Source organism: Paenibacillus sp. SEL1 (assembly GCF_054602535.1).
Genome location: NZ_CM137723.1, coordinates 4,361,723 through 4,382,674, shown reverse-complemented (window position 1 = coordinate 4,382,674; position 20,952 = coordinate 4,361,723). Strand labels below are relative to the sequence as shown.

Genomic DNA, 20,952 nt, shown 5'->3' with positions numbered 1-20,952 from the left:
CTGACAGCAAACTTCTCCGTTTAAATTTAAAATAATGCGTCCCAATCGTCTAATAATTGCCGCATATAAAAAATGAGTTCTTCGATGACAGAATAACTTCACGTCTTGAACAATAGAGAATTTATCTGAACCACCAATCAAATCAACTGTGAAAAATATGGAAATGGAGAGTCCTCTGTGGACTAATGTTTTTACTGCACTTGAAGTGAGACGAACAAGTGAGGGGGCGTTCCCCTCATATTATTCTTAACTAAGAATAATATACTTGTTCTACTTTATATAATGTATGCTCGATAGTTGGACAAAGTTCGGCATCTACTTTGTGAAATTTAACTCGAAAGTATAAACTTTTCAAGAAGTTCTTTATATTATTTTTTTGCTTAAAGGCATGAAGAAATTCTGGAGTTTTCTCCACGTCACCAAAACTTTGGATCCATTTTTCTATATAGATCTGACTAAGTATTTTTCTATTTAAAACACTAATTACGGATTTCACCATTCTTTCATCTTCCCCATCGGAGTAAGCTCGATCTGATATGGTCATCTTTTCATAAACCAAATCGAGAATGGTTAAGAGGTCTTTTTTGTCCAGTTCGGAACATTGGGCCAGATCGTCCAAAGCATCTGCTGCATGAGCTATGGCATGAGCCCATCCTTTTTCTTCATCATACCCACGGTAATCTCGCTCCTTATGTATATTATAAAATACTTTTTCTTTGATCTGATGAATATGCTCACTTGAGAGAAATGGTGATTCCCTATGCCTCATAAGGAGAAGCGGTATAACTAGCATAGAGAAAGATCTAGTGAAGACAGAGTCTGTATTTATTTCATCAAGTCTGAACAGCAAATGGTTCTTATCCAAAACAACGGGTAGGAGTTGTTCTAGTTCGTTTACAGTTAGAGCATTACCAGGAATCCAATTGGATAAGGTTGTATAAATTAGCTCATCACGTAATTGGGCATCTAAAGAACCGATGTTATTCATCATCTCTTGTATCAATTGGAATGTATCGAAAGGTGCTTGGTAGTCATTTGCTTTTATCAATATCAACTTTTCTTTTAGATTCATTTTACACACTCCTACTATATTGCTATTCATTTTATTCATCTCTATTTTAGTAACAATCCAAGCTAGTTCATGTATTAACTGAATATCATACTTTTGAGCACCTTTGTACCCTTCATTATTAAAGTCACATTCGCATTCAAAGATATATGTACGCGCTTAAACTTATCTTCCTTTAAAGTGACATAATAATCTTATATTCATGGTTCTCTTAGTTTGAATATTTTTAAATTGAAGCTTGGTTCCAGAATCGACCTTCATCAATGAACAATCATTGATTAAAAAATAAACGATCAAAATAGGCAATACAACTGCAACTGAGGACCCAACTCTAAATCATACGAACCAATTAAGGTTAATTTTACCACTCAGTGACTAAATGAACAATAATGTATTGATACAGAGTTTGGTAGTATACTGCCCCTTAGTTGAACAAAGTCAGCCGATCACGTGAAGTGACCCCTTAAAGTTAGTCAAATATTTTTATGCAACCAGTTGGGCATGAGTGATACTTCAGAGCCAATTTGAGGACACTTAACGCCCTGTCTTCTTAAAAGCTCGTTTAAGTTCAGGATTGGTTACAGAAAATAATTGCTGGACTTGATTCTTACGTCTTGTTAATTGAGTAGTAAGTAACCAGCGATCCCTAGTTAATGTGCAGTACAAAACCTGCTCTACACTTGCAGGACAAACTATTCGCACCGAACGCATGATGGTCCGCAACCGTTGAAACACTTGCGATTGACGCGTGTACTCATAGTAGAAGCCCCGACTTACGGAATCTGCGATGACAAGCGCATCTTTGGGGTCATTCTTTGATAGAATGTTATCTCGATTTTCTTTATTACGCTCCGTCGTAGCGGGTTCACCATGACCACGTGTAATCCCTTATCTGATAACCAGTTGGCCAGGTTAAACCAGTAATGACCGGTTGGCTCCATACGATGATCAGCTTTTTAATCGATGTTTCTCCTGTAACTCGGTCATTCACCGGTTTAGTTTTTCAAAACCTTTGATTGCATTCGAAAAGGAGAGATGCCGTTTTGAAATGACAATGCCTCGAAAATTCGTGGCCTGTGCCACATGTGTCTCTTTGGCTATGTTGATTCCTACGACGAGAAGCGAGGTGGTAATTCGTTCGATCCGTTGATTTTGTGCGTCTGATTGCTAAACTTCATAGTAAGAGCGCCTCCTTGATGTTTTATGGACAAACCCATCATACCGAGGCGCTCACTTTTTTTTAAAAGCTCATTTCTTAAGCTCTACAGGAATGTTTAGCGCAACAAGGCAGCTGATCCATGAGTCTGTGGTCAGCCAATCTCTGGATGGAAACTTTTTCAAGTTCACCCGCGTCTAACATATGAATAAAGATTGCTGGTATGCATTCGGAAAGAACGCTGCCGTCATGAGAACAGGAGTGGATACTATGAAAAAGCTTCTATGCACATTCGCCGTCATGGGTGCATTATCCGTCGGTACAACCGCGTTCGCCACCGTGGATATTGGCATTACTGTGAGAAGCAAGCCGATCGTGACCGACAGTCCGCCCATCTACGATCAGGGACGGGTGCTCGTGCCGATCCGAGCTGTCTCCGAAGCACTGAGCGCCGCCGTTGATTGGGATGCGAAAACGGGCACCGTGGTCGTCCGAAAATGGTCGCAGACGATTAAGCTGACCGTCGGGAAGAAGACGGCCGCGACCGCGACGTTTGGGAATAACTCGTCCTCGTCGGGTCCGATTTCGCTCGACGTGCCAGCGAAGGCCGTCCATAATCGCGTCTATGTGCCTCTGCGCTTCGTCTCCGAGCAGTACGGCTACAAGGTGGAATGGAAAAACAACACTGTCGCCATCGAGTCGCCACTCTCCGATAAACAGCGGGACGCGCTCTATACCGGCGATCTGGCCGCAAGCAGGAATCTGGTCATGGAAGCGATGTTCTTTGGAACCCATTACGAGCATACGCCACTGCGGACGCTCCACGAATTCGAGGACTACAGCACCGCCTTCCTCTTTCCCGAAGGAGAGGCACTCCGCTTCTTCACCATCGAGGGCAACGAGACGGCGACCTATTACGAATACAAGGACGATTTCCTTGTCGCGACATGGCAGGCCCATTTTGACGGAAGCATTGGAGATAGCTTTCAACTGCTGCTGGAGGAAAAGCTGAAGGACCGTACGGGTCCGACGCCGAAAATCGACAAGCCGCTAGTATTCTATAGCAGAGGCATTGCCGGAGACTCCAACACGGAGGAAAGCGGCCTGATCGGACTGGACGGGAAGGTCACCCGGATCGGCTTCGAGCATACAGTCGGCGGTTCCGTGACCGACTCGTCTGGAAAGCTAACCGTGACGCAGCCGGACGAGGTGCGCAAGGAAGTCGTTCCCATCCCGCAAAATTAACAGCCTCAACGGATGTTCAAGTCTATTGCTTCTATCAGGAGACGCCGGTAGGCAAAAAGGGATGGGATAAGATTATAAGTTGTCCTTTTCGGATACCGATACATGTCTTGGGAAAGAACATGTATCACGAAAAAACAAAAATCCGCGAAATCCGCGGACCCGATACGTTATATGTTCTTATCCTCCGATACATCCGTCAGGAGTATTGGAGAATTAACTGAATAGACCAGTAAGTCTTGGCGTTTAACATGATTTTTTCGGATAAAAATAAGTTGGGGCTACCGCGTGGCGCAGCCCCTTCGAAGTTGAACTAACGTTCTCCGTTAGCTTAGTCTTTTCTCAGTATACTTTTAAGCCACGCTTTGAGCCTGATCAAGAAGTACAAATGAAATTTCATGTCCCTTCTGACGGTAACATTGCCTTGACTGTAACTGGTTATGCAGACGGTGAAAAGATAAGTAGGAGCTATGTCGAGCCGGCCCCAGGTTGGACTGCTAATGGCAACGGTAACCTTATCAAAAGAACGACAAGTATAGGGCAGATACAAGATCGACAAGACTATAATGATGGATCTTACATTAGAAGAGTTCGTTGGGCCACATCCTATATCGGTTCAAATTCAGAAGATAATATCCCTTGGCGTAACAGTCAAACCTATGATTATTGTTCTATGCCACGGAGTAAAGTTGAAGTGGATTACGTGCATGGAGGAGAGGAAACAGACAGTATATTTTTAGACTGAATTTTTATGAGAGGGGCTGCTTCGTCCCTCTCTTTTAAGGAGGAAATTTTGTGGGAAAGATGTTGTTCAGAATTATACTTATAGGCGCATTGTTTTGTTGCTTTTCTCAACCCAATACAGGAAAAATGTCAGCTCAAAGTATAGCTCCAAACACTCCATTTTTGAAGATTAACAATTACTATGTCTTGTTCACAGCCCCCAAAGCCCCTTATATTGATCAGAACAATCGCTATATGGTGCCTTTGAGATCTATTAATGATTTGTTGGGAGGACAGACTACGTTTGACCCAACTTCTAATACGGCTACAATTAAGTTTGGAACACACAAGGTTAAGTTTAAAATGAACTCCTCTGAGATTGTTACCGACTCGAACACGTCCGTGATGGATACCGTCCCTGTACTTTATAAAAATGCGATGTTTGTGCCTTTAGGGATACTTACTAAGTACTTAGATATACACCAGGAATGGGATCAGCAAAATAAACTGTATTTCCTCTCTGGGAAAGAATTAATGAAGACACCTACGATGGAGAATGTAGAAGATTTGGATCATTTTAGAGAACAAGTGGATAAAGAAAATGCATTCCAGTTGTTATCGTACAAATTGACCATGGGAGAAAAAATTCATCTGGCCATTACAGCTAAGAATATGACAGGGAAAAAGATTAGTGAGGGCATTGAAGATTTAAATACCACTTTTATTTTTTCTGACAATAGCACGGCCGGGGAAAATAGAAATCGTAAAAGACCCAGTATAGATAAGGATGAAATTGTAACTCGCGAAGATGACATAGATTATGTGAACACAATAGAGAATAATAAAATTATCAAACATGAGCTGTCCTATATTCTCTTTAAGGGCAGAACGCTAAAGACTCACAAGTAAAAAAGTACTTTTACTTGTATAGTGGAATGGGTAAACAGTAAAGCTGATTCTAGAAAGGATCAGCTTTACTATTAAATATTAGATTTGTGAATTTCAAATTCCTTACGTTCATAAAAATACCCCAACCTACTCCACTGTCAATCAGGGACAAACTTGATAAATAGTGATTGCTTTCTCCGTTCCCAACGGCGTTTTACTTGACTGATTATTTATGTATTAGAAAGTTTATCAAGAGTACGTCTATATTTTCGACTGCCTTCTTTATTCTGGGGTGTTATCATGACGATCATCATTTTTATTCATATAATCCTCCTCGTGCAAATCTTCGTTTGTAAAATGAAAATGCTGACTGTACTGAACCACGACTTGTTCTAAACCAAACCTTTTAGCAGCCAACAAATCCGCAATCCACGCACTCATATAGAGTGCGACAGCGAAAATGGGTCAAATGCCCCCTATTTAAGTAACATTCTAGCGTTATTTTGGCAAAAACGCATCTAATATTACCTCATCCTCTTGCGATCGTTTAAAATTTGTTCACATTCGATATAATTCGACAAAATCTGAGGTGCGAATCTCTCGGAGAATTCATGTGATCTTCACATTCGCACCTGGACAGACTCGCTTTTTGGCTTAGCAACAAATACCTGCCTGGACTTATTTCACCTCTGCCAGTTCTGCCACCTGTGAAGGAGGAAGCGCACATTCGAATATATTTAATTCATCGATAGCGCATTTAAAAGCAAGGTTCCACCAGTTAACTCCCAAGCTGAACGTTCGGGCTTCGGGTAAATAAATCCAGAAATATCCACTACATTGATCTGAAAAATACCTTTATGTTTTCGAAAATCATAAAGGTATTGTAAAATATTTCATAAAGACGTTCGGCAAAATTTGAGTTATTAACCCTGTTCATCATACCGGCTGCATTACCTGCATAAACCTTCCCATCCGTCCCAGCGCCTTCTCCAAATCGACGAGCGAGGCTGCATATGAGCAGCGAATAAAGCCCTCTCCGCCTGATCCGAATACATGTCCCGGTACGACCGCCACCTTCGCTTCCTTCAGCATACGAAGTGCAAACTGCTCAGATGACATGCCAGTAGAAATAATTGAAGGGAAGGCATAGAAAGCCCCCTCAGGCTCATGACAAGCAAGCCCGATTGCATTCAAGCCGGCCACAAACAGCTTGCGACGTTCGTTGTAGCTCGCCATCATCTCATCCTTGGCAGCCAAGCCATGGCGCAATGATTCCAGCGCGGCAATCTGTGCAATGGTGGGCGCACACATGGCTGTGTACTGGTGGATTTTCAGCATGCCGGCAATCAGCTCATGCGGACCGCACGCATAGCCTACCCGCCAGCCTGTCATCGCAAATGCTTTGGAAAAACCACTGATGACAATCGTACGCTCCTTCATGCCCGGCAAAGAGGCGATACTGACATGCTTTCTCCCGTAAGTCAGTTCGGCATACACTTCATCCGAAATGACGACCAGATTATGTTTGATAATGAGCTCTGTAATCGGCAGCCAATCCTGCTCCGTCATAACTGTTCCAGTTGGATTACAGGGATAATTGATCATTAAAACCTTTGAATGAGGTGTAATTGCCGCTTGCAGCGCTTGCGGGGTCAGCTTGAATTGCTCCTCTGCCGTAGCCGACACCTCTACAATTTTACCGCCATGCAGATGGGTAATGGGTTCATAGGCAATATAGCTTGGTGCTGGAATCAGCACCTCGTCACCCGGATCGATCACTGCTCGCAGCGCCAGGTCGACGGCTTCACTGCTCCCCACCGTCACGATCATTTCCTGCTCAGGATCATAGGAAAGCGCGAAGCTGCCGGAAAAATAAGCAGAGATCTCCTCCCGCAGCTCCATCAAGCCGGCATTCGAAGTATATTTCGTCTGTCCTTCACGCAATGCTTGAATGCAAGCTTCACGTACCTTTTCCGGTGTAACGAAATCAGGCTCTCCGACCCCAAGGGCGATTGTACCTCCGCCTGCTGCATTCAGATCAAAAAAAGCGCGAATTCCCGATGGGCGAATATCCCGTACACGCGTGGATACAAACCGCCCTGTCCCCTTTTCACTAAACATATTACGCCATCCTCCATTCCTGTTTCCGCTCATGGAGCGAGCTGGCAATAATAAGGTCCAGTAGCTGTGTAAAGGTTATACCCGCAGCTGCCGCACTTTTCGGAAACAGGCTGTTGGCGGTCATTCCTGGTAATGTGTTCACTTCCAGCACGTGAGGTCTATCCTGACACAAAATCATATCGACCCTTGCATAGACCTTGCATTGCAGCAGTCGGTAGCTGGCCAGTGCCGCCTCGCGCACACGCTGCTCAATAACGGGAGGAAGCTCGATCACCTTCTCCTCAGCGCCGCCGACCTCATATTTTGCTTTGTAGTCGAACCACTTCGAACGAGCGGAGCTAATACCAATAATCGGCAATACCTCGCCGTCTACGATGGAGCAGGTAATCTCCGTCCCTTTATAATAGGGCTCAATCAAGATCGCTTGATCCAAGCTGCAAGCCTCCTGAACAGCCGGCAGCAGTTCCTTCTCATTTTGTACAAGCTGGATGCCGATGCTGGATCCCCCTGTATTCGGCTTCACAATAACCGGGTAGCCCAAACGCTCCACCACCTGCGGATCATAATCGTCCATCCCCTGCCAGTAAAGGCCTGAAGGCGTATGCACACCCGCTGCCTTCAACAGCATCTTGGACAACTGCTTATTCATGCATAAGCTGCTTGCCAGGACACCGCTGCCTGTGTAGGGAATGCCCAGCGTCTCCAGCGCTCCCTGCACCGTGCCGTCCTCGCCATACTGACCATGCAGTGCCAACAGCGCGATATCAATGCCTGCCTGCTGGACCTGCGCGATTAAATCCGCTCGCTGCTCAATCACCATTGGAACCACTTCATAACGGCTGCGATCCAAATGATTGATCATCTCTTGACCTGTCTGCAGAGAAATCTCACGCTCAGAGGAAATACCGCCCATAATAACGCCAATTTTCATCATGACACCTCATTTTTCTTCAAAATCTTTATGTGGCTACGGATGTTCATCCGATCGCTATTGCTTCTTCGAAACAATATTCCTTCTCTATAGCTCTTTTCTTAATCCTTATGCCTTAAGAAAGTTACGCGTCTGTTTACCGATTATTTGAATACCCCGTTCGATATTTTCATCTGTTACTCGTGAAAACCCAAGCCGCAATGTATTCGTCCCTTCGCCTTCTTGAATAAAAAACTTGTCTCCCGGTGTGAAAATGACGCCCTGTTCTGTGCAAGCTTCTAGCAGCTGGCGTGTATTTACGCCTGTCGGGAAGGTAAGGAACAAATGCAAGCCCCCGTCACCAGACACCTGCGCTTCAGGAAGATGTGCTTCACAGCATGTCTTTGTCAGCTCATATTTGCGCTTATACTCTGTACGTGCTTTTTTTACATGTTTATCGAAATTTCCGTTAAGCATATATTGGTATAAAATCGATTGATCGATTGTTGAGGTATGAATGGTGCGCGCACGCTTAATGCTTTCCAGAGTGTCAATCAGTGCTCGGTCTCCAAGCACCCAGCCTACTCGCAAGCCAGGGAACAGCACCTTGGAGAAGCTGCCAATATAGATTACTCCGTTCCCTTGCCCTACTGTCGCTATTAAGGGCGCAACATGCGCTCCTGAGTAGCGCAGCTCCTCATTGAATCCGTCCTCAATCACCGGAATCTGATAGCGCATCATTAATTTCATAACAGCGCTGCGCTTTGCTGGCGACATGACGATGCCTGTCGGATTGTGATAGGAAGGAGTCAAATAGGCCAAATCGAAGCTATTGGTGTGCAGTACCTCCTCTAGCCGCTCCACATCAATACCGTCACGCTCCATCGGAATGCCGGTAATCTCAAATCCTTGCAGCTTCAAATTTTTGATCGCTGTGTGATGGGTCGGATTTTCACAAATTGCCGCTCCGCGGCGTGCAGAAGGGCGTAAAGCCGACAGCACAATGTCAAAGCCTTCTGTAAACCCGCCTGTAATCAGCATATCCTTGCCAATTATATCGACGCCCTTGTTCTCCATATAATGCATCAGGTAATCAATCAGCGGCTTGTAGCCCTTGGCATAGCCGTAGTTGAGCAGCACCTGCCCTTCGATTGCCATCCGATCCATAAAAGCTCGCCTTACATCCCCCAGATCAAACAGTTGCTCATCCGGAGCGATGCTTGTGAACGAGATAGTTCCCTTTTGGGCACGAATGCCCTGCTTCATCATATCCAGGTCAACAGCTGATATAGCATACTCGTTCATTCTTGCCTTCCAGTCGATCTCCCAAGTGGCAGAGCCGTCAGATCCTCCGTTATCTACGGCCGACTGGCCCACCATGGCGGCCACATAACTACCCTTTCCGGGAATCGCATACGTAAATCCGTCATCCTTCAAGCCTTCATAGGCTGCAATGACTGTATTGCGGCTCACCTTAAGCAGAACGCTCATTTCTCGTGTGGAAGGCAGCTTCTGATCCGCCTGAAGCGCCCCTTTTATAATTAAACGATTGACGTATTCTTTTACTTGTATCGAGACCGGGCGGTCACTTACGAGCTTGAAATCCTGGAACATCCTTCATCGCCTCCCCCTATAATGATGGCATACAAGACGAGTGAAAAAAAAGAACCACCGCACTGGATTTTTCATCCTTCGGTGGTTCTTCCGTATTTTATCCCCTGTACGCCCTCATATTCTTGCCTCATTCCCCTGCATCATTGCCTCTCATCGCTCCCATTGCGAGCATTGTACATATCACCAAGCATCGTGAAGCTGATGAAAGTAATAATCAACATATTTGTCATCCAGGCTGCCGATCAGTGTATGGACAGTATTTTCTAAAACAATAACGACTCAGCCCCATCAATGACAATTTGTGCGCCAGTAATGTGTCGCGAATGATCAGAGGCCAAAAATGTCACCAAATCAGCTACCTGCTCGGGTTGACCCGGCCCATCAGCCAACGGTTGTCCTCCTTCGGGAAACTTGACGGGGATGGTAATTTGCTTTAACCCTTCCGATTTCTCCGTGGTTTCATCAATATTCGTCGAGATGGCACCCGGATAGATGACATTCACACGAATACGGAACTTAGCCAGCTCCAGCGCAGCCATTTTAGCAAAACCGGTTTGACCCGCCTTCGATGTGCTGTAGGCTGACATCCCAAAGCTGGTAAAGCGCTGATTACCATTAATGGAGCTGGTAATAATAATGCTGCCGCCACCGTTCTTTTTCAAATGTGGTATTGTATACTTCACCGTCAGGAAGGTACCATCCAGATTCGTGGACAATGTTTGCCGCCAATCCTCAATGCTCAGATCCTCAATCGGTCCGACGACCCCGTTTATCCCGGCATTGGCAAAAATGATATGCAGCCCGCCAAATAATTCAACCGCTTCCAGAACTGCTTTTTCCACACGCACCGGATCGGCAATGTCCACGTCAAAAGCCCGCGCTGACCCTTCACGTATAGCATTAATTTCTCTTTCCGTCTCCGAAATGCGCTCATTACTTACGTCAAAAAGAGCGACATTCGCTCCTTCTCTAGCCATCTGAATGGCCGTTGCCTTGCCAATTCCAGAACCAGCTCCCGTGATTAGAGCAGTTTTGCCTTCAAAGCGCGCGCCTCCTGCATATGTGTAGCTCATATGTATCGCTCCCTTTCTGTAATCTGTATAATCACAAGATTACCCAAAAGGATATACTTTATAATCACTATTTTTGCGCATTTTTTGCTATTCCTTTGTGATATTTAAGAAAAGAGCGAATATTACGCGTATTAGCGCCTCTTTCCTTCTCTTCCTCGTTACATTCTACAAATATCTTAAAGAATCGTTATGTTCTATGTATTCATCAAAAAAAGGACGTATACATCCATATCCATGGTTGTATAACGTCCTTTTCTTATTTATTTACCACTGCAACTCAATAAATGCAGCATCATCATCAAGTCCCCCGGTATGGGATGCATCCAGCAATACCTGTATCTGCTCATCAGGGACAGGCTCGCGAATGGGGTCTAAATCGGATAAACCGTCCGTATATACCTGTAATCTCATCGGCATATCTGCGGGTATGCTTCTTTCATACCAATGAGGCTTCCCTCCAATCGGCCCACGACTTGTAGACCAGCGCTCCGCTGTAGAGAAAGTATGATCGAACAGCTCGCTGATTTCCTCGGCACCGTTCCATAGTCGCAAACGTGAATCCCCTTGCCAGGCAAGTCGGAGACGGCCACGGCTACCACGCTTCGGCAGTTCGATTTTACCGCAAATATACATGGACTGGCTTCCCTGACGACGTTTATCTTCCAATACCGAACGCATTAAGCCTGATTCGTGATCCAAAGGCTGCCGATCCAGTTCCTCTGCCGCTGTACCCGCCAAACGTTCAAGGTACACTCTCAATTGATCAGCAGACAGATCTTGTCCCCGTTCCATCCAATCCAGTAAAGAAGAACCCAGATAGCGGGCTGCAAAATCTCCTCGGTAACTGAGCCCGACACCATCACACAAGACAAAACAACAGACGGATTTATGAATACGTACTGCGGCGAAATCCTGTCCGCTTTCCCCCATACTGGCAGATTCGGCAGATCTTCCATAGCCATAACGACACATAAAACGACTGTGATGAGATGATAAAGGCTGATCGCCTGTCTGAGAGCTTATGTAAGCAAATTGCTGAGTCAGCCTTGCATTCATTCCCTTTTTTTTGCTCGCCGGGAGCAGGGACAGCAGTGGATTCATGCTTTTACCTCCTTACCGTACAGGCGTTGCGGCCGACATTTGGAACCCAATGGACACCAGTTCCGCACAGGTTCCGGGCAGCATCATAATGGCTCCTTCACCTAACTGATAGTCTGCCTCAAACAGCATTTCTCGATAGCTTTCAGGCAGTACAGAAGACATATCACGCAATTTCACAGCATGTTCATCCTGCAACGGCGTATTATGCGTCAGACCTTTCCAGCGACGGGGGTCCTGAATAGGCGTTTCCAGCAACCTGTCAGATAAAAATATATTTTCCACCAGTACATTACCGTCCGGTACACTCATGCTCATAATACGCTTCGCAATCGGTTCCGGATCATCGCCTGTAGAAACCCCATCTGTCATATGACAGACCAATGGTGCAGGGCAATCCTGCATCCCTGGTAATTCCGCCTGCAAAATACGTTCAGCCTGCAAAAAGGCTTTTGCAGAATCTGAGAATCGTTTGGGTGTCAAATCGGGCAACGAGCCAATGGCCGCAATTTCATCTATCCCCTTAACACCATTCAGCAGGTCATACACGTCGTCACTATAAGCCAAAATCGCAATCCGATAGCGCGCTGTCAGCCGATTTCCTTTGGTTGACCGAAAAACCATCTGCCGGATCGCCAACGATATAGCTTCATATACAACGTCAATACGCCGCCGCCCCTCCATCAGCATGTTCATCGACGCGCTGATGTCAATCAGGTAAATGATTAGGGCGGGAGTACGTTGTGAAGCCTGTATTGTATAATTCATAGTTTGTACATGCTCCCCTCAGTTACCTTCTATCTCCATCTGTTTTGTATCTATCATTCCGCCCATATATAAACATATGAAATATTAAATTTTAGGCAGTCTAAAATTCGTATCACCTAAAAAGTTATAAATCGAGGAAGCCCGATATCCCACTTCACCTACCGAACGATAATAAGAAGGATTACTATCATATAGTGTTCTAAAACGCTTGGCAAAGCTCTTAGCCTTCGCAGCGCTTCCACCTTCCTGAGAGGCATACGCCTTGTTGTACAGGGAAATAAGCTGAAGAACGTTCTCCTTGTTTCGTGCATGCATGGACTCTTTTTGCTTTTGTTCCGCCTCGGCTGCTGCCTTACGAGCTGCCTCTTCTTGGGCGGCACGAGCTTCCTGCTCTTTTTTCAAAGCCAAGTATTTTTCATACTTTGCCTGTTGATCATACGCTTTTTGCTTCGCCAACTTGGCAGCCGCCTGCTTGTTTTGTTCCTTTTGGGCGAGATAAGCTTCATATTTAACCTGTTGAGCGATAAGGGCTTGCTGTTTCTTCTGCTCCTCCTGTTGCTTTTGAGCAGCAAGTGCCTGTTGTTTGGTCTGCTGTTCCGCTTCCTGTCGTTGTTTCTCCGTCAGCAATTTTTGAGACGCTTCCTGCTCGGCTGCCAGCTTTTCCTCGGCCGCCTTTGCAGCCTTCGCTGCCTCTTCCTGCTTGGCTGCCTCGATTTGCCGCTGATTGGACTGATCTGCAAGAATATTCACGGCTGGGATTCCAGCTGCCAATAGAACGACTGCGGCCGCAGTTGTCACGATAAATGCTTTGGAGCGATACCAGGCTTTTGATTTTTCAGGTTGCTCTGGCGTCTTGGGATTCAACTGCTCCTCTAGCCCTGTGATCGCAGCCGACACCTCCACATGCAGAGGACTACCGTCTTCTACAAAATGATACAACGACCGGTATACTTCTAGCGCTGCAGCAGGTTTGTATTGCTGCTCCAAGTCACGTGCCTGTCGGAACAGCTTGTCCGTTACCCCACGCTCTCCCTGCTCCAGAGCAGCCTGATTTAGCAATGCAGCCTGTTCAGCTTTGAGCGGTGCAGGCGCTGACAAAGAGGGTGCAGCTTCACTGGCAAGGCCGCCCACCGCTGCCGATTCTATTGTTTCTGTCGCAGTAGGCTCCGGTTCTATAGCCTCAACTGGAATTTCCTGCTCAGTAACCGCATTAAGTACAACCAGCCATTCGCCAAAAGTAGGGCAACTGCTTAAATCCTGACTATCCCAGGCACGGCTGAACAATTCTACCACCTTGCTGCCCCACCGGGATTCAAGTGATTTTCGTAAAATAAAATAACGTTCACAAGGCGTCTGCATTTCATGCTGATCAAAATAACTTTCGCCCCACGCTTTGTCCACTACTACACGGTCAGACCAGCCTAGCATTTCTCCTATAATAATTGCCCCTGCAAAACGGTCTGCATACGCACTCCATAACCCGCTGTGGACGGTACGATGGGCGGCATACCCTGGCGAACCTGCCAATAGAGCATCTGGACGATCCATTTTAGTACTATACATTTGTTCCACGTCCACCAATTCCACAGCTGACGTGCCTTGAGGCAGTTCCACTTCAGAAAAAAACGGAAGCATTACATTCGGCGCCGATAAATCACAATGCGCCAATCCTTTTTGCTCCATAGCTGAACCGATCCCTGCCAATGCTCTGGCCAAAGCCAGACTATCGGAAGCCTCAAGCTGACGCTGATCTGTGAGACAATCGAACCATGTCATACCGTGAACCCATGGCATCAGCACCGCATACAGCAAATCAGGCTGCTCGGCGATCAGACTTCCGTTTCTTTCTGGAGTGAGCACATCACGCTTGCATACCTGCAAACCGGGAATATCCCCGTATGCTTCCATATGCTCCGATTGATAAACCATAGCCGGGATGCGGAACTTCGGAAAAAACACCTTAAGGGCTTTGGCCTCATGCGGCGCTCCGTTTTTGGCATTTAGCTGGTATACAATTCCCTGTCGCCCTGCTTGAGCATAGGCTAAACCGGGTGCAGCGGGATGTCGCCCAACCACATAAGCTGTGCCGTTTATGATCAATTCGTCTCCCGGATTCGGTTGAAAAGACATGAAACATCCCTCTCCTTACATCATTCAGTATGCTAGTATTCCTCACCTTATTATATACATCTATGGATGGCAAGAAAACCGGGTATCCGAAGATCGCCCGGTTTTTCCTGAACATCCTGTGCCAAACCATGAGGAATGGCTCACATATTGCTTCTTTATAGAGTGGTGTATGATAAGTTGATCCCTATCAGGCAAGGCAACTTATTTCGTTTGGTCAACCGTACGGAATTTGTTAGCGATTGCTGTCAATTCTTGGCTGATGCTATTCAAAGTCGTTACGAAAGCTTGCATTTGTTTGCTAGCTTCCTGAAACTCTTGGAAGAAGCGTTGCTTAGTCATACCTTCCCATTGACCTTCCATACCTGAGATGGACTGTGTCAAACTGGAAACGATTTGCTGGCTTTGCTCACCACTTTGTTTAAATTGGTTAGCCACCTGATCAACCTGTTCTGGGGTAATTAAAATGCGTCCTGCCATTTTTTGCGTCCTCCTTGATGATAAATAATGTTTTTGTTTATCTGGTTCAAATTGTACTATGGCTATTTAATTCCCTACAAAAGGCAAAGGACCTAATTGTTATAATCCCACTTTTTAACTATAAAACAGCACCTAACAGTATAATATTAACAAAATAACCACCTAATAAGTCCCATAAAGCCGGGAATTGCGAAACGAATTCAAGTAAATTTTGCAGTCGATCCAGATTGTCCCGGAACGCGTTCCCAACTAAGCGACAGGCTGATCTCTTGCTGTAGACGGATCAGTAAAATACCAATCCTGCGGACTGCTAGAAGACGCCTGCATCAGAATATCCTGATGCAACGTTTCTATATCCGAAGACTGTACACCAGCAATGGCATGTACGACAGACTGCGGGTTTGAAATCAGACTGCCTCCTTCCGAAGCTTGCCCAGGCAGAATAGACGGTGATTGCTGATTCGACCAATCGAGCATCGTGACGGGTCGTCCCAATGGTTGGCTGGCAAATGACAGAATCGTTTGATAGTTGTGGTCAACAGACTGAAACTGCTCTGCCTTTCGGTTCAGTTGTGTACCTGATGTATGGAGGTAAGCATGGATCTGTTCTGACATCCGCTTGGCCTGCATCCAATGATTCAAGATCGCCTCGCGTGCAGATACATCCCAATCCAGCGATTGTAATGCCTGCTCCAAACCTGCTGTTAACTGTTGAATTTGCTCCGCCGCATGCTGTAGCTGCCCGCTAAGCCCCCGAAGCACATCCGGTTCAACTCGAATGCGCATATCCATCACCCTTCTTCTGTCACTTCTTCATTCACTGCCGACTGTTTCAACCAATTTAATAATAAATCCACAAACTGATCTCTTGAAGCCATAGCTGCAATCAGCCAGTCTCCGTTACCACTGGAGCTCATCCGAAATATCCAGTTCATTGCGGGACACAGGACAAAGGCTGCCCGTTGTGACTCCCACTCCCTACCGTTCCAGACCAGCAATTGCAATTCTCCCTCGGCTACACGGGAACTCAAAGACTGAGCCAGGCTTGCAGACCCCTCTGCATCTCCGCTAGCCTCGGTCAGTTTACTGCTGATCAGAGATACACTTTCCCCTGCCGACTGCTCGTAAATTTTATTAAATGCCTGCTTGGAGAACATAAGTGCGGGGGATTCAGGCACAAGTCGATCTACCCAACCCATTTTATCAATCAATGTTTCGCAAGCCTTTTCCACATTACCCAGATCGTACAGTCGATACTCATCGGGTTCATCAGCGGATTTCACGAGTTCCACTACACGTTCGTTCGTGCAATGGAGATAGCCTTCAAACTGCTTGCCTCCCCGCACATAGCGTATACGGCAAGCCCTGTTGGATAATCCCGCGATAGCGACTCTTGAAAAAACGGTAGGAGGCATTGCTAGCTCTTTGCCCTTATCTGCCCGCTTTAGATAACCCTTTTCCAAAAGAGTAGCTTTTACCTGCTCCCACTCTTCCGCCAACTCCTCTGCTAGATAGCCCTTAAACGGATCTTCCACCCCAAGCAGTCTGTCAGAACCCAATACGCCTGCTAGAAAAAACAGTTCCTTCGCCTTGAGTGTTATTAACTTCTGCTTGGAAGCTTGAAACGTTAACATTATGAGCCACCTCCCTTCAAACTACAACATGCCATCGGTCACGAATTTTCGTTATCCAATCCTCACAGCTCACTTGCTCTGAGAAGGGAATTGCCGCTTTTATCCTGGTAAATTTGCGCCGTACGTAGTATCCCTGCCCAGGTGGCAGGACTTTTAGGCCACCAGCAGCGGCGTTCGCCTCCGAATAAGGGATACGAAAGAACGATAGATCATTCGAATCTAGTGTTCCAAATAGCATACCGCTTTGGCTTGCCTTGACATCATTAAACCAGTCCACACCAAAGGTAGGAAAATCAGATGGCACACCCGATAGCACGACATGCACATTGCGATCACGTCCCAACCGTACAATGGCGGAAAGCTGATCCTTTATCATAAAATCGTTCAGTTGCTTACTTAACATATCCGCATCATCAATGACCAGGAGCAATTCGGGATCATTCCCTTCCTTGTTCCGCTGTTGAACGATATCATACACTTTCTGTACCAGAGGCCCCATTTCTTCTTCGCTTTCGGCAGCAGCCTTAACATGAGGAAGATGCCGTAATCTAGATAGTCCTCCGCCTCCATAGCGTGTATCAATCGTATAGACTTCCAATTGATTAGGTGATGTGTAATAAGCGAGCGATATAATCCAACTCATTAGAAAAGAGGTTTTTCCACCTTCCATTGGACTACCCACGATAAAATTGGGCCCTTCTTTTAGATTCAGGAGAAAAGGCTCAAGATCGTCACTCTGTAGACCTACAGGTACCTCATAAGGAAGTGCGCCCGAGGGTCCACTTGTCCGATCCCACTGCTGAAGCAGTTCCGACAGTGGAATCCGCTCAGGTAATGGAAGAATGGCTGGTGCGTGCTTGCCTTTCCATTCCTGCGCAATGCCAGCGATATTGCGACGTAACCGTGCTGATCGTTCCGCCTCATCTTCACCTGGTGAAGGCAAAGCCGTTTGGAACTCCAGCGGAGGAACATGTCCTTTAACCAGGGCGCGGCCTGGAATTAACGGTCCTGGCGTTTTGGCTGGTCGTCCTACCGCATAATAATAGTCACTCGGGTCGGACATTTCAAAAGAAACAGCATTCGGTATGTTACTGCGGAATTTCTCAAACACATCGGTAATCCGGTTCGCCGTAATGATAAACGTGATACCTAGACTACCTCCTTCTCGCAAAAGAGATTCCAGCAGTTCATTTTCATCTGGATAAGCATTACGGAAATTAAGATATCCATCAATGACTACGACAATTTGCGGAATATCCTCGACAGCAGAACGTCGATAAGAGCTTATTGTTTTGACACCAGCCTCGGAAAGCATTTCCTTGCGTACGGCCACCATCTTGAACAGATAACGGAACAATCGCTTGATCCGGTCATCCTCCTCAGCCATCATAACAGCTCCAATTTGGGGAAGTTCCCCAAAGTCGCGCATCGTTCGACCCATATCAATGATATAACCATTCCAATGATTCGCAGTAAAACGCTGAGCCGTGGACATCAGCAACGTATGCAAAAAGGTCGTTTTCCCCATGCCCGGCATGCCATACACAGCCCAATGACCATGATCCAGCGATGCATAAATCGGCTCCTGCCGCTGATTCGGCAAATCATCGACCAGACCCATAAGAGCCTTCAGCTCCAAAGATGATGATGTACTATCTATTTCGGTGCATGCAGGCAGATTTGTTAAATCCAGCAATTCAGGCAGCGGTGGAAGCCACGGTCCCTGAAGTCGTTCGATCCCTGCTTTAGCAGCCTCATTCGCAATATAATCAATAAATACTTGAAGCTGTTTAGGAGCTTCTTCACCTTTTAAGCCTGAGCTTGCCCGTTCTCCGCCCGTCAGTAGCGCTTCACGTTTCCCGTTCAGTCTCACTTCATGGACAGGTAGTGCAGAAGAAATATCGCTGTTGCCTATATACGGCGCACCGCTCCAAGCAAACTGCATCTCTTCAAACACCTCGTCGCTACCCACTTGAAAATATCCTCGTCCCGGCTTCGTAATCCACGCAGCATTCGGTATTTTCAACATGTCACGGCTATCACCTTCGCTTTGCACCCGTAAGCAGATGCGGAACCTGGAGTTACTCCAGATCTTATCATCCACGACACCTGCGGGCTTTTGCGTCGCCAAAATCAGATGGACACCTAATGTCCGCCCAATCGCGGCAATACTGATTAGCTCGTCCATGAACTCTGGCTGATCCCGCTTTAATTGTGCAAATTCATCAATAATAATAACCAGATGAGGCAGCGGTTGTTCCTGCCGCTGCCGGAGTAGTCTGTAATATTCATCAATATGCTGTAAATTGCCTGCATCGTTCAATATCTTCTGTCGACGAACCAGTTCTGCTTTAAGAGATATTTTGGCACGTTCAATCAAATTATTGTCCAAGTTCGTAATCGTACCCACCACATGCGGCAAGTTAACGAATGTGTTGGACATGCCTCCACCCTTGTAATCGATCAGCATAAAAGCCAGATCATGCGGATGAAACTCGGCAGCAAGCGAGGCTACGATGGATTGGATAACCTCACTCTTCCCTGAACCCGTTGTACCGGCGATCAAGCCATGGGGACCATGTCCTTGACGCTCTATCTTATCATGCAGGTTTATCATAATCTTCTTGCCGCCTGCTCGCACGCCCATCGGTACGGGTAAGGTATCAGGATGGCGGTTACGTCGCCACCGATCTGCCACGTCCAGTTCTTCTACACTCGCTACGCTCATCATATCAAACAGAGGCAGCACAGCGGGAATATCAGAAGCAGAGGAACGCTTCAAGCGAATAGGAGCCATGTACCGCGCTAATGCATCGGCTTCCTCTCTTGACAAACGATCCGGTTTAAAACTTTGTTGTTCAACCTCCGCCGATTCTGATTTGCGGGCATATACGCCCTGCTCTTTGGAAGCCTCCACAATCAGCTGACACTGCATCGGTAAAGCCTCTTTACGAGAAGCCAGCACAATCGTACACGCATCAATGGCTCGGCCGTCCTCCAGTAACAACGGCAGCAAGGGTTCTTCCTCAATCAGCTGGGTGTCAGATAAAACAACGATATAACACGGGACTTCCATCCCTTTACCATGGCGATCATTGCGATTATTTTTACGACGGTTCAGTCTGGCAAACAGAAAATCAGCTAGTTGATGGGCACTGCTACTGCGGTCTGACATCATTCTCTGGATTCGGTCATCATCCCACACATGTGGGAGCCAGCGCATCCAAGTCCATTCACTTTCCTCTCGCTCGTCATAGAAGGAAGCAATTTTCACTTCATCTGGCGAGTGACGAACCGCCACTTGTGCCAAGATGACTCTTAACGCAGCAAGGGTATGCTCCCGTTCGCCGACCAATCCAACCACTTTGGATTGAAACAGCGGTAATGCAATGGAAGCGGCGTCTACCAGACGAAATTCTTCTTCCAGTTCATCCGCAGCTCCCAACAAAGGATCTCGATCATAACCGTCTGGGCGTGGAATTTGCAATTTAATATGAAAGGGAACTTGTCCAGTTCCAATACGCACCTGCAAAAAGTCCTCATCCTCAGGTGATCGTTCCCAGAGTGAACTGTTGCGGTTTTTGACAATTTGAGTGCATATTTGCGGGTCACCGTGAATTTCATATAGTGTGCGAATTTGCTCCTCGCGTTTCATTTCAAGTTCTTCACGATGCTTTTGGAGCTGTTCCCGGTACATGCGGTCCCGTTCCTCCAGCTTGCGCTTGTATTCCTTCTTATTATTTAGATAGACGAAAAAAGGAATCGTATAAGATGTAAGCATCATGACCACAGTGACCATCTGGAACATCAAATAGTTACTGTTGCCCATCTTACCTGTTTTGCTCATATATACGTAAAAGCCTATAGTCACCAACGTCATCATTAACGGAATAAGTATAGATATAATAGAAAAAGACGGCTTGCTCGGCTCAGCCGGAGGCCGTAAAATCTCCAGCTTCTCCTCTCGGAGCGCCGGCCGTAATCTCGGGGATCGCTGGTATAATGCATTCAAGACAAAAGTCCCCCTTTTCGCTTACTATTTCATTTTA

Annotated in this window: 14 protein-coding genes and 1 pseudogene; 2 read left to right on the top strand and 13 right to left on the bottom strand. The window is 46.3% G+C overall.

Annotated features, from left to right (window positions below; translation table 11 throughout):
* Positions 1-250: 250 nt before the first annotated feature.
* A complete protein-coding gene (locus tag ACYCSE_RS20525) occupies positions 251-1,072 on the bottom strand; it encodes a DUF2785 domain-containing protein (protein WP_322171710.1) in 822 nt (273 codons plus the stop codon).
* A gap of 543 nt (positions 1,073-1,615) precedes the next feature.
* Positions 1,616-2,212 (bottom strand): annotated as a pseudogene (locus ACYCSE_RS20520) (IS110 family transposase); the annotation flags it as partial.
* Positions 2,213-2,495: 283 nt separating this feature from the next.
* Between ACYCSE_RS20520 and ACYCSE_RS20515 the strand changes: the two are divergent.
* Both ACYCSE_RS20515 and ACYCSE_RS20510 read left to right on the top strand, forming a co-directional pair.
* A complete protein-coding gene (locus ACYCSE_RS20515) occupies positions 2,496-3,470 on the top strand; it encodes a stalk domain-containing protein (protein WP_322171709.1) in 975 nt (324 codons plus the stop codon).
* 801 nt (positions 3,471-4,271) lie between these two features.
* Positions 4,272-5,099 (top strand): copper amine oxidase N-terminal domain-containing protein, encoded by an 828-nt coding sequence (locus tag ACYCSE_RS20510; RefSeq protein WP_322171796.1) that lies wholly within the window; start codon positions 4,272-4,274, stop codon positions 5,097-5,099.
* A 915-nt stretch (positions 5,100-6,014) separates the two neighbouring features.
* Here ACYCSE_RS20510 and ACYCSE_RS20505 read toward each other — a convergent pair.
* The 11 genes from ACYCSE_RS20505 to essC all read right to left on the bottom strand — a co-directional run bounded on the left by ACYCSE_RS20505 (position 6,015) and on the right by essC (position 20,915).
* A complete protein-coding gene (locus tag ACYCSE_RS20505) occupies positions 6,015-7,199 on the bottom strand; it encodes an aminotransferase class I/II-fold pyridoxal phosphate-dependent enzyme (protein WP_459699614.1) in 1,185 nt (394 codons plus the stop codon).
* Between the two features lies 1 nt (position 7,200).
* Positions 7,201-8,130, bottom strand: a complete 930-nt coding sequence (locus ACYCSE_RS20500; protein ID WP_459702550.1) for a D-alanine--D-alanine ligase — start codon at positions 8,128-8,130, stop codon at positions 7,201-7,203.
* A 108-nt stretch (positions 8,131-8,238) separates the two neighbouring features.
* Entirely contained in the window at positions 8,239-9,723 is a 1,485-nt protein-coding gene (locus ACYCSE_RS20495; RefSeq protein WP_459699612.1) for an aminotransferase-like domain-containing protein, read from the bottom strand.
* A gap of 263 nt (positions 9,724-9,986) precedes the next feature.
* Positions 9,987-10,796: an SDR family oxidoreductase gene (locus tag ACYCSE_RS20490; RefSeq protein WP_061829403.1), complete on the bottom strand. Its 810-nt coding sequence runs from the start codon at positions 10,794-10,796 to the stop codon at positions 9,987-9,989.
* Between the two features lie 264 nt (positions 10,797-11,060).
* On the bottom strand, positions 11,061-11,897 hold the full coding sequence (locus ACYCSE_RS20485; protein ID WP_013309993.1) for a hypothetical protein: 837 nt from the start codon (positions 11,895-11,897) through the stop codon (positions 11,061-11,063).
* A gap of 12 nt (positions 11,898-11,909) precedes the next feature.
* Entirely contained in the window at positions 11,910-12,662 is a 753-nt protein-coding gene (locus ACYCSE_RS20480; RefSeq protein WP_013309992.1) for a vWA domain-containing protein, read from the bottom strand.
* Positions 12,663-12,746: 84 nt separating this feature from the next.
* Positions 12,747-14,792 carry a serine/threonine-protein kinase gene (locus ACYCSE_RS20475; RefSeq protein WP_459699609.1) on the bottom strand — a complete coding sequence of 682 codons (2,046 nt, stop codon included), beginning with the start codon at positions 14,790-14,792 and terminating at the stop codon, positions 12,747-12,749.
* A 201-nt stretch (positions 14,793-14,993) separates the two neighbouring features.
* Complete coding sequence (locus ACYCSE_RS20470) at positions 14,994-15,269, bottom strand: WXG100 family type VII secretion target (RefSeq protein WP_013309990.1); 276 nt, start codon at positions 15,267-15,269, stop codon at positions 14,994-14,996.
* Positions 15,270-15,518: 249 nt separating this feature from the next.
* Entirely contained in the window at positions 15,519-16,055 is a 537-nt protein-coding gene (locus tag ACYCSE_RS20465) for a WXG100 family type VII secretion target (RefSeq protein WP_061829458.1), read from the bottom strand.
* A 5-nt stretch (positions 16,056-16,060) separates the two neighbouring features.
* Positions 16,061-16,903: a hypothetical protein gene (locus ACYCSE_RS20460; protein WP_250261573.1), complete on the bottom strand. Its 843-nt coding sequence runs from the start codon at positions 16,901-16,903 to the stop codon at positions 16,061-16,063.
* Positions 16,904-16,919: 16 nt separating this feature from the next.
* On the bottom strand, positions 16,920-20,915 hold the full coding sequence (essC, locus tag ACYCSE_RS20455) for a type VII secretion protein EssC (RefSeq protein WP_459699605.1): 3,996 nt from the start codon (positions 20,913-20,915) through the stop codon (positions 16,920-16,922).
* Between the last annotated feature and the right edge of the window lie 37 nt (positions 20,916-20,952).

Excerpts from the sequence above, each read along its gene's own strand:
- ACYCSE_RS20525 (WP_322171710.1), bottom strand. The coding sequence starts at position 1,072 with ATGAATCTAAAAGAAAAGTTGATATTGATAAAAGCAAATGACTACCAA.
- ACYCSE_RS20515 (WP_322171709.1), top strand. The coding sequence starts at position 2,496 with ATGAAAAAGCTTCTATGCACATTCGCCGTCATGGGTGCATTATCCGTC.
- ACYCSE_RS20510 (WP_322171796.1), top strand. The coding sequence starts at position 4,272 with ATGTTGTTCAGAATTATACTTATAGGCGCATTGTTTTGTTGCTTTTCT.
- ACYCSE_RS20505 (WP_459699614.1), bottom strand. The coding sequence starts at position 7,199 with ATGTTTAGTGAAAAGGGGACAGGGCGGTTTGTATCCACGCGTGTACGG.
- ACYCSE_RS20500 (WP_459702550.1), bottom strand. The coding sequence starts at position 8,130 with ATGAAAATTGGCGTTATTATGGGCGGTATTTCCTCTGAGCGTGAGATT.
- ACYCSE_RS20495 (WP_459699612.1), bottom strand. The coding sequence starts at position 9,723 with ATGTTCCAGGATTTCAAGCTCGTAAGTGACCGCCCGGTCTCGATACAA.
- ACYCSE_RS20490 (WP_061829403.1), bottom strand. The coding sequence starts at position 10,796 with ATGAGCTACACATATGCAGGAGGCGCGCGCTTTGAAGGCAAAACTGCT.
- ACYCSE_RS20485 (WP_013309993.1), bottom strand. The coding sequence starts at position 11,897 with ATGAATCCACTGCTGTCCCTGCTCCCGGCGAGCAAAAAAAAGGGAATG.
- ACYCSE_RS20480 (WP_013309992.1), bottom strand. The coding sequence starts at position 12,662 with ATGAATTATACAATACAGGCTTCACAACGTACTCCCGCCCTAATCATT.
- ACYCSE_RS20475 (WP_459699609.1), bottom strand. The coding sequence starts at position 14,792 with ATGTCTTTTCAACCGAATCCGGGAGACGAATTGATCATAAACGGCACA.
- ACYCSE_RS20470 (WP_013309990.1), bottom strand. The coding sequence starts at position 15,269 with ATGGCAGGACGCATTTTAATTACCCCAGAACAGGTTGATCAGGTGGCT.
- ACYCSE_RS20465 (WP_061829458.1), bottom strand. The coding sequence starts at position 16,055 with ATGCGCATTCGAGTTGAACCGGATGTGCTTCGGGGGCTTAGCGGGCAG.
- ACYCSE_RS20460 (WP_250261573.1), bottom strand. The coding sequence starts at position 16,903 with ATGTTAACGTTTCAAGCTTCCAAGCAGAAGTTAATAACACTCAAGGCG.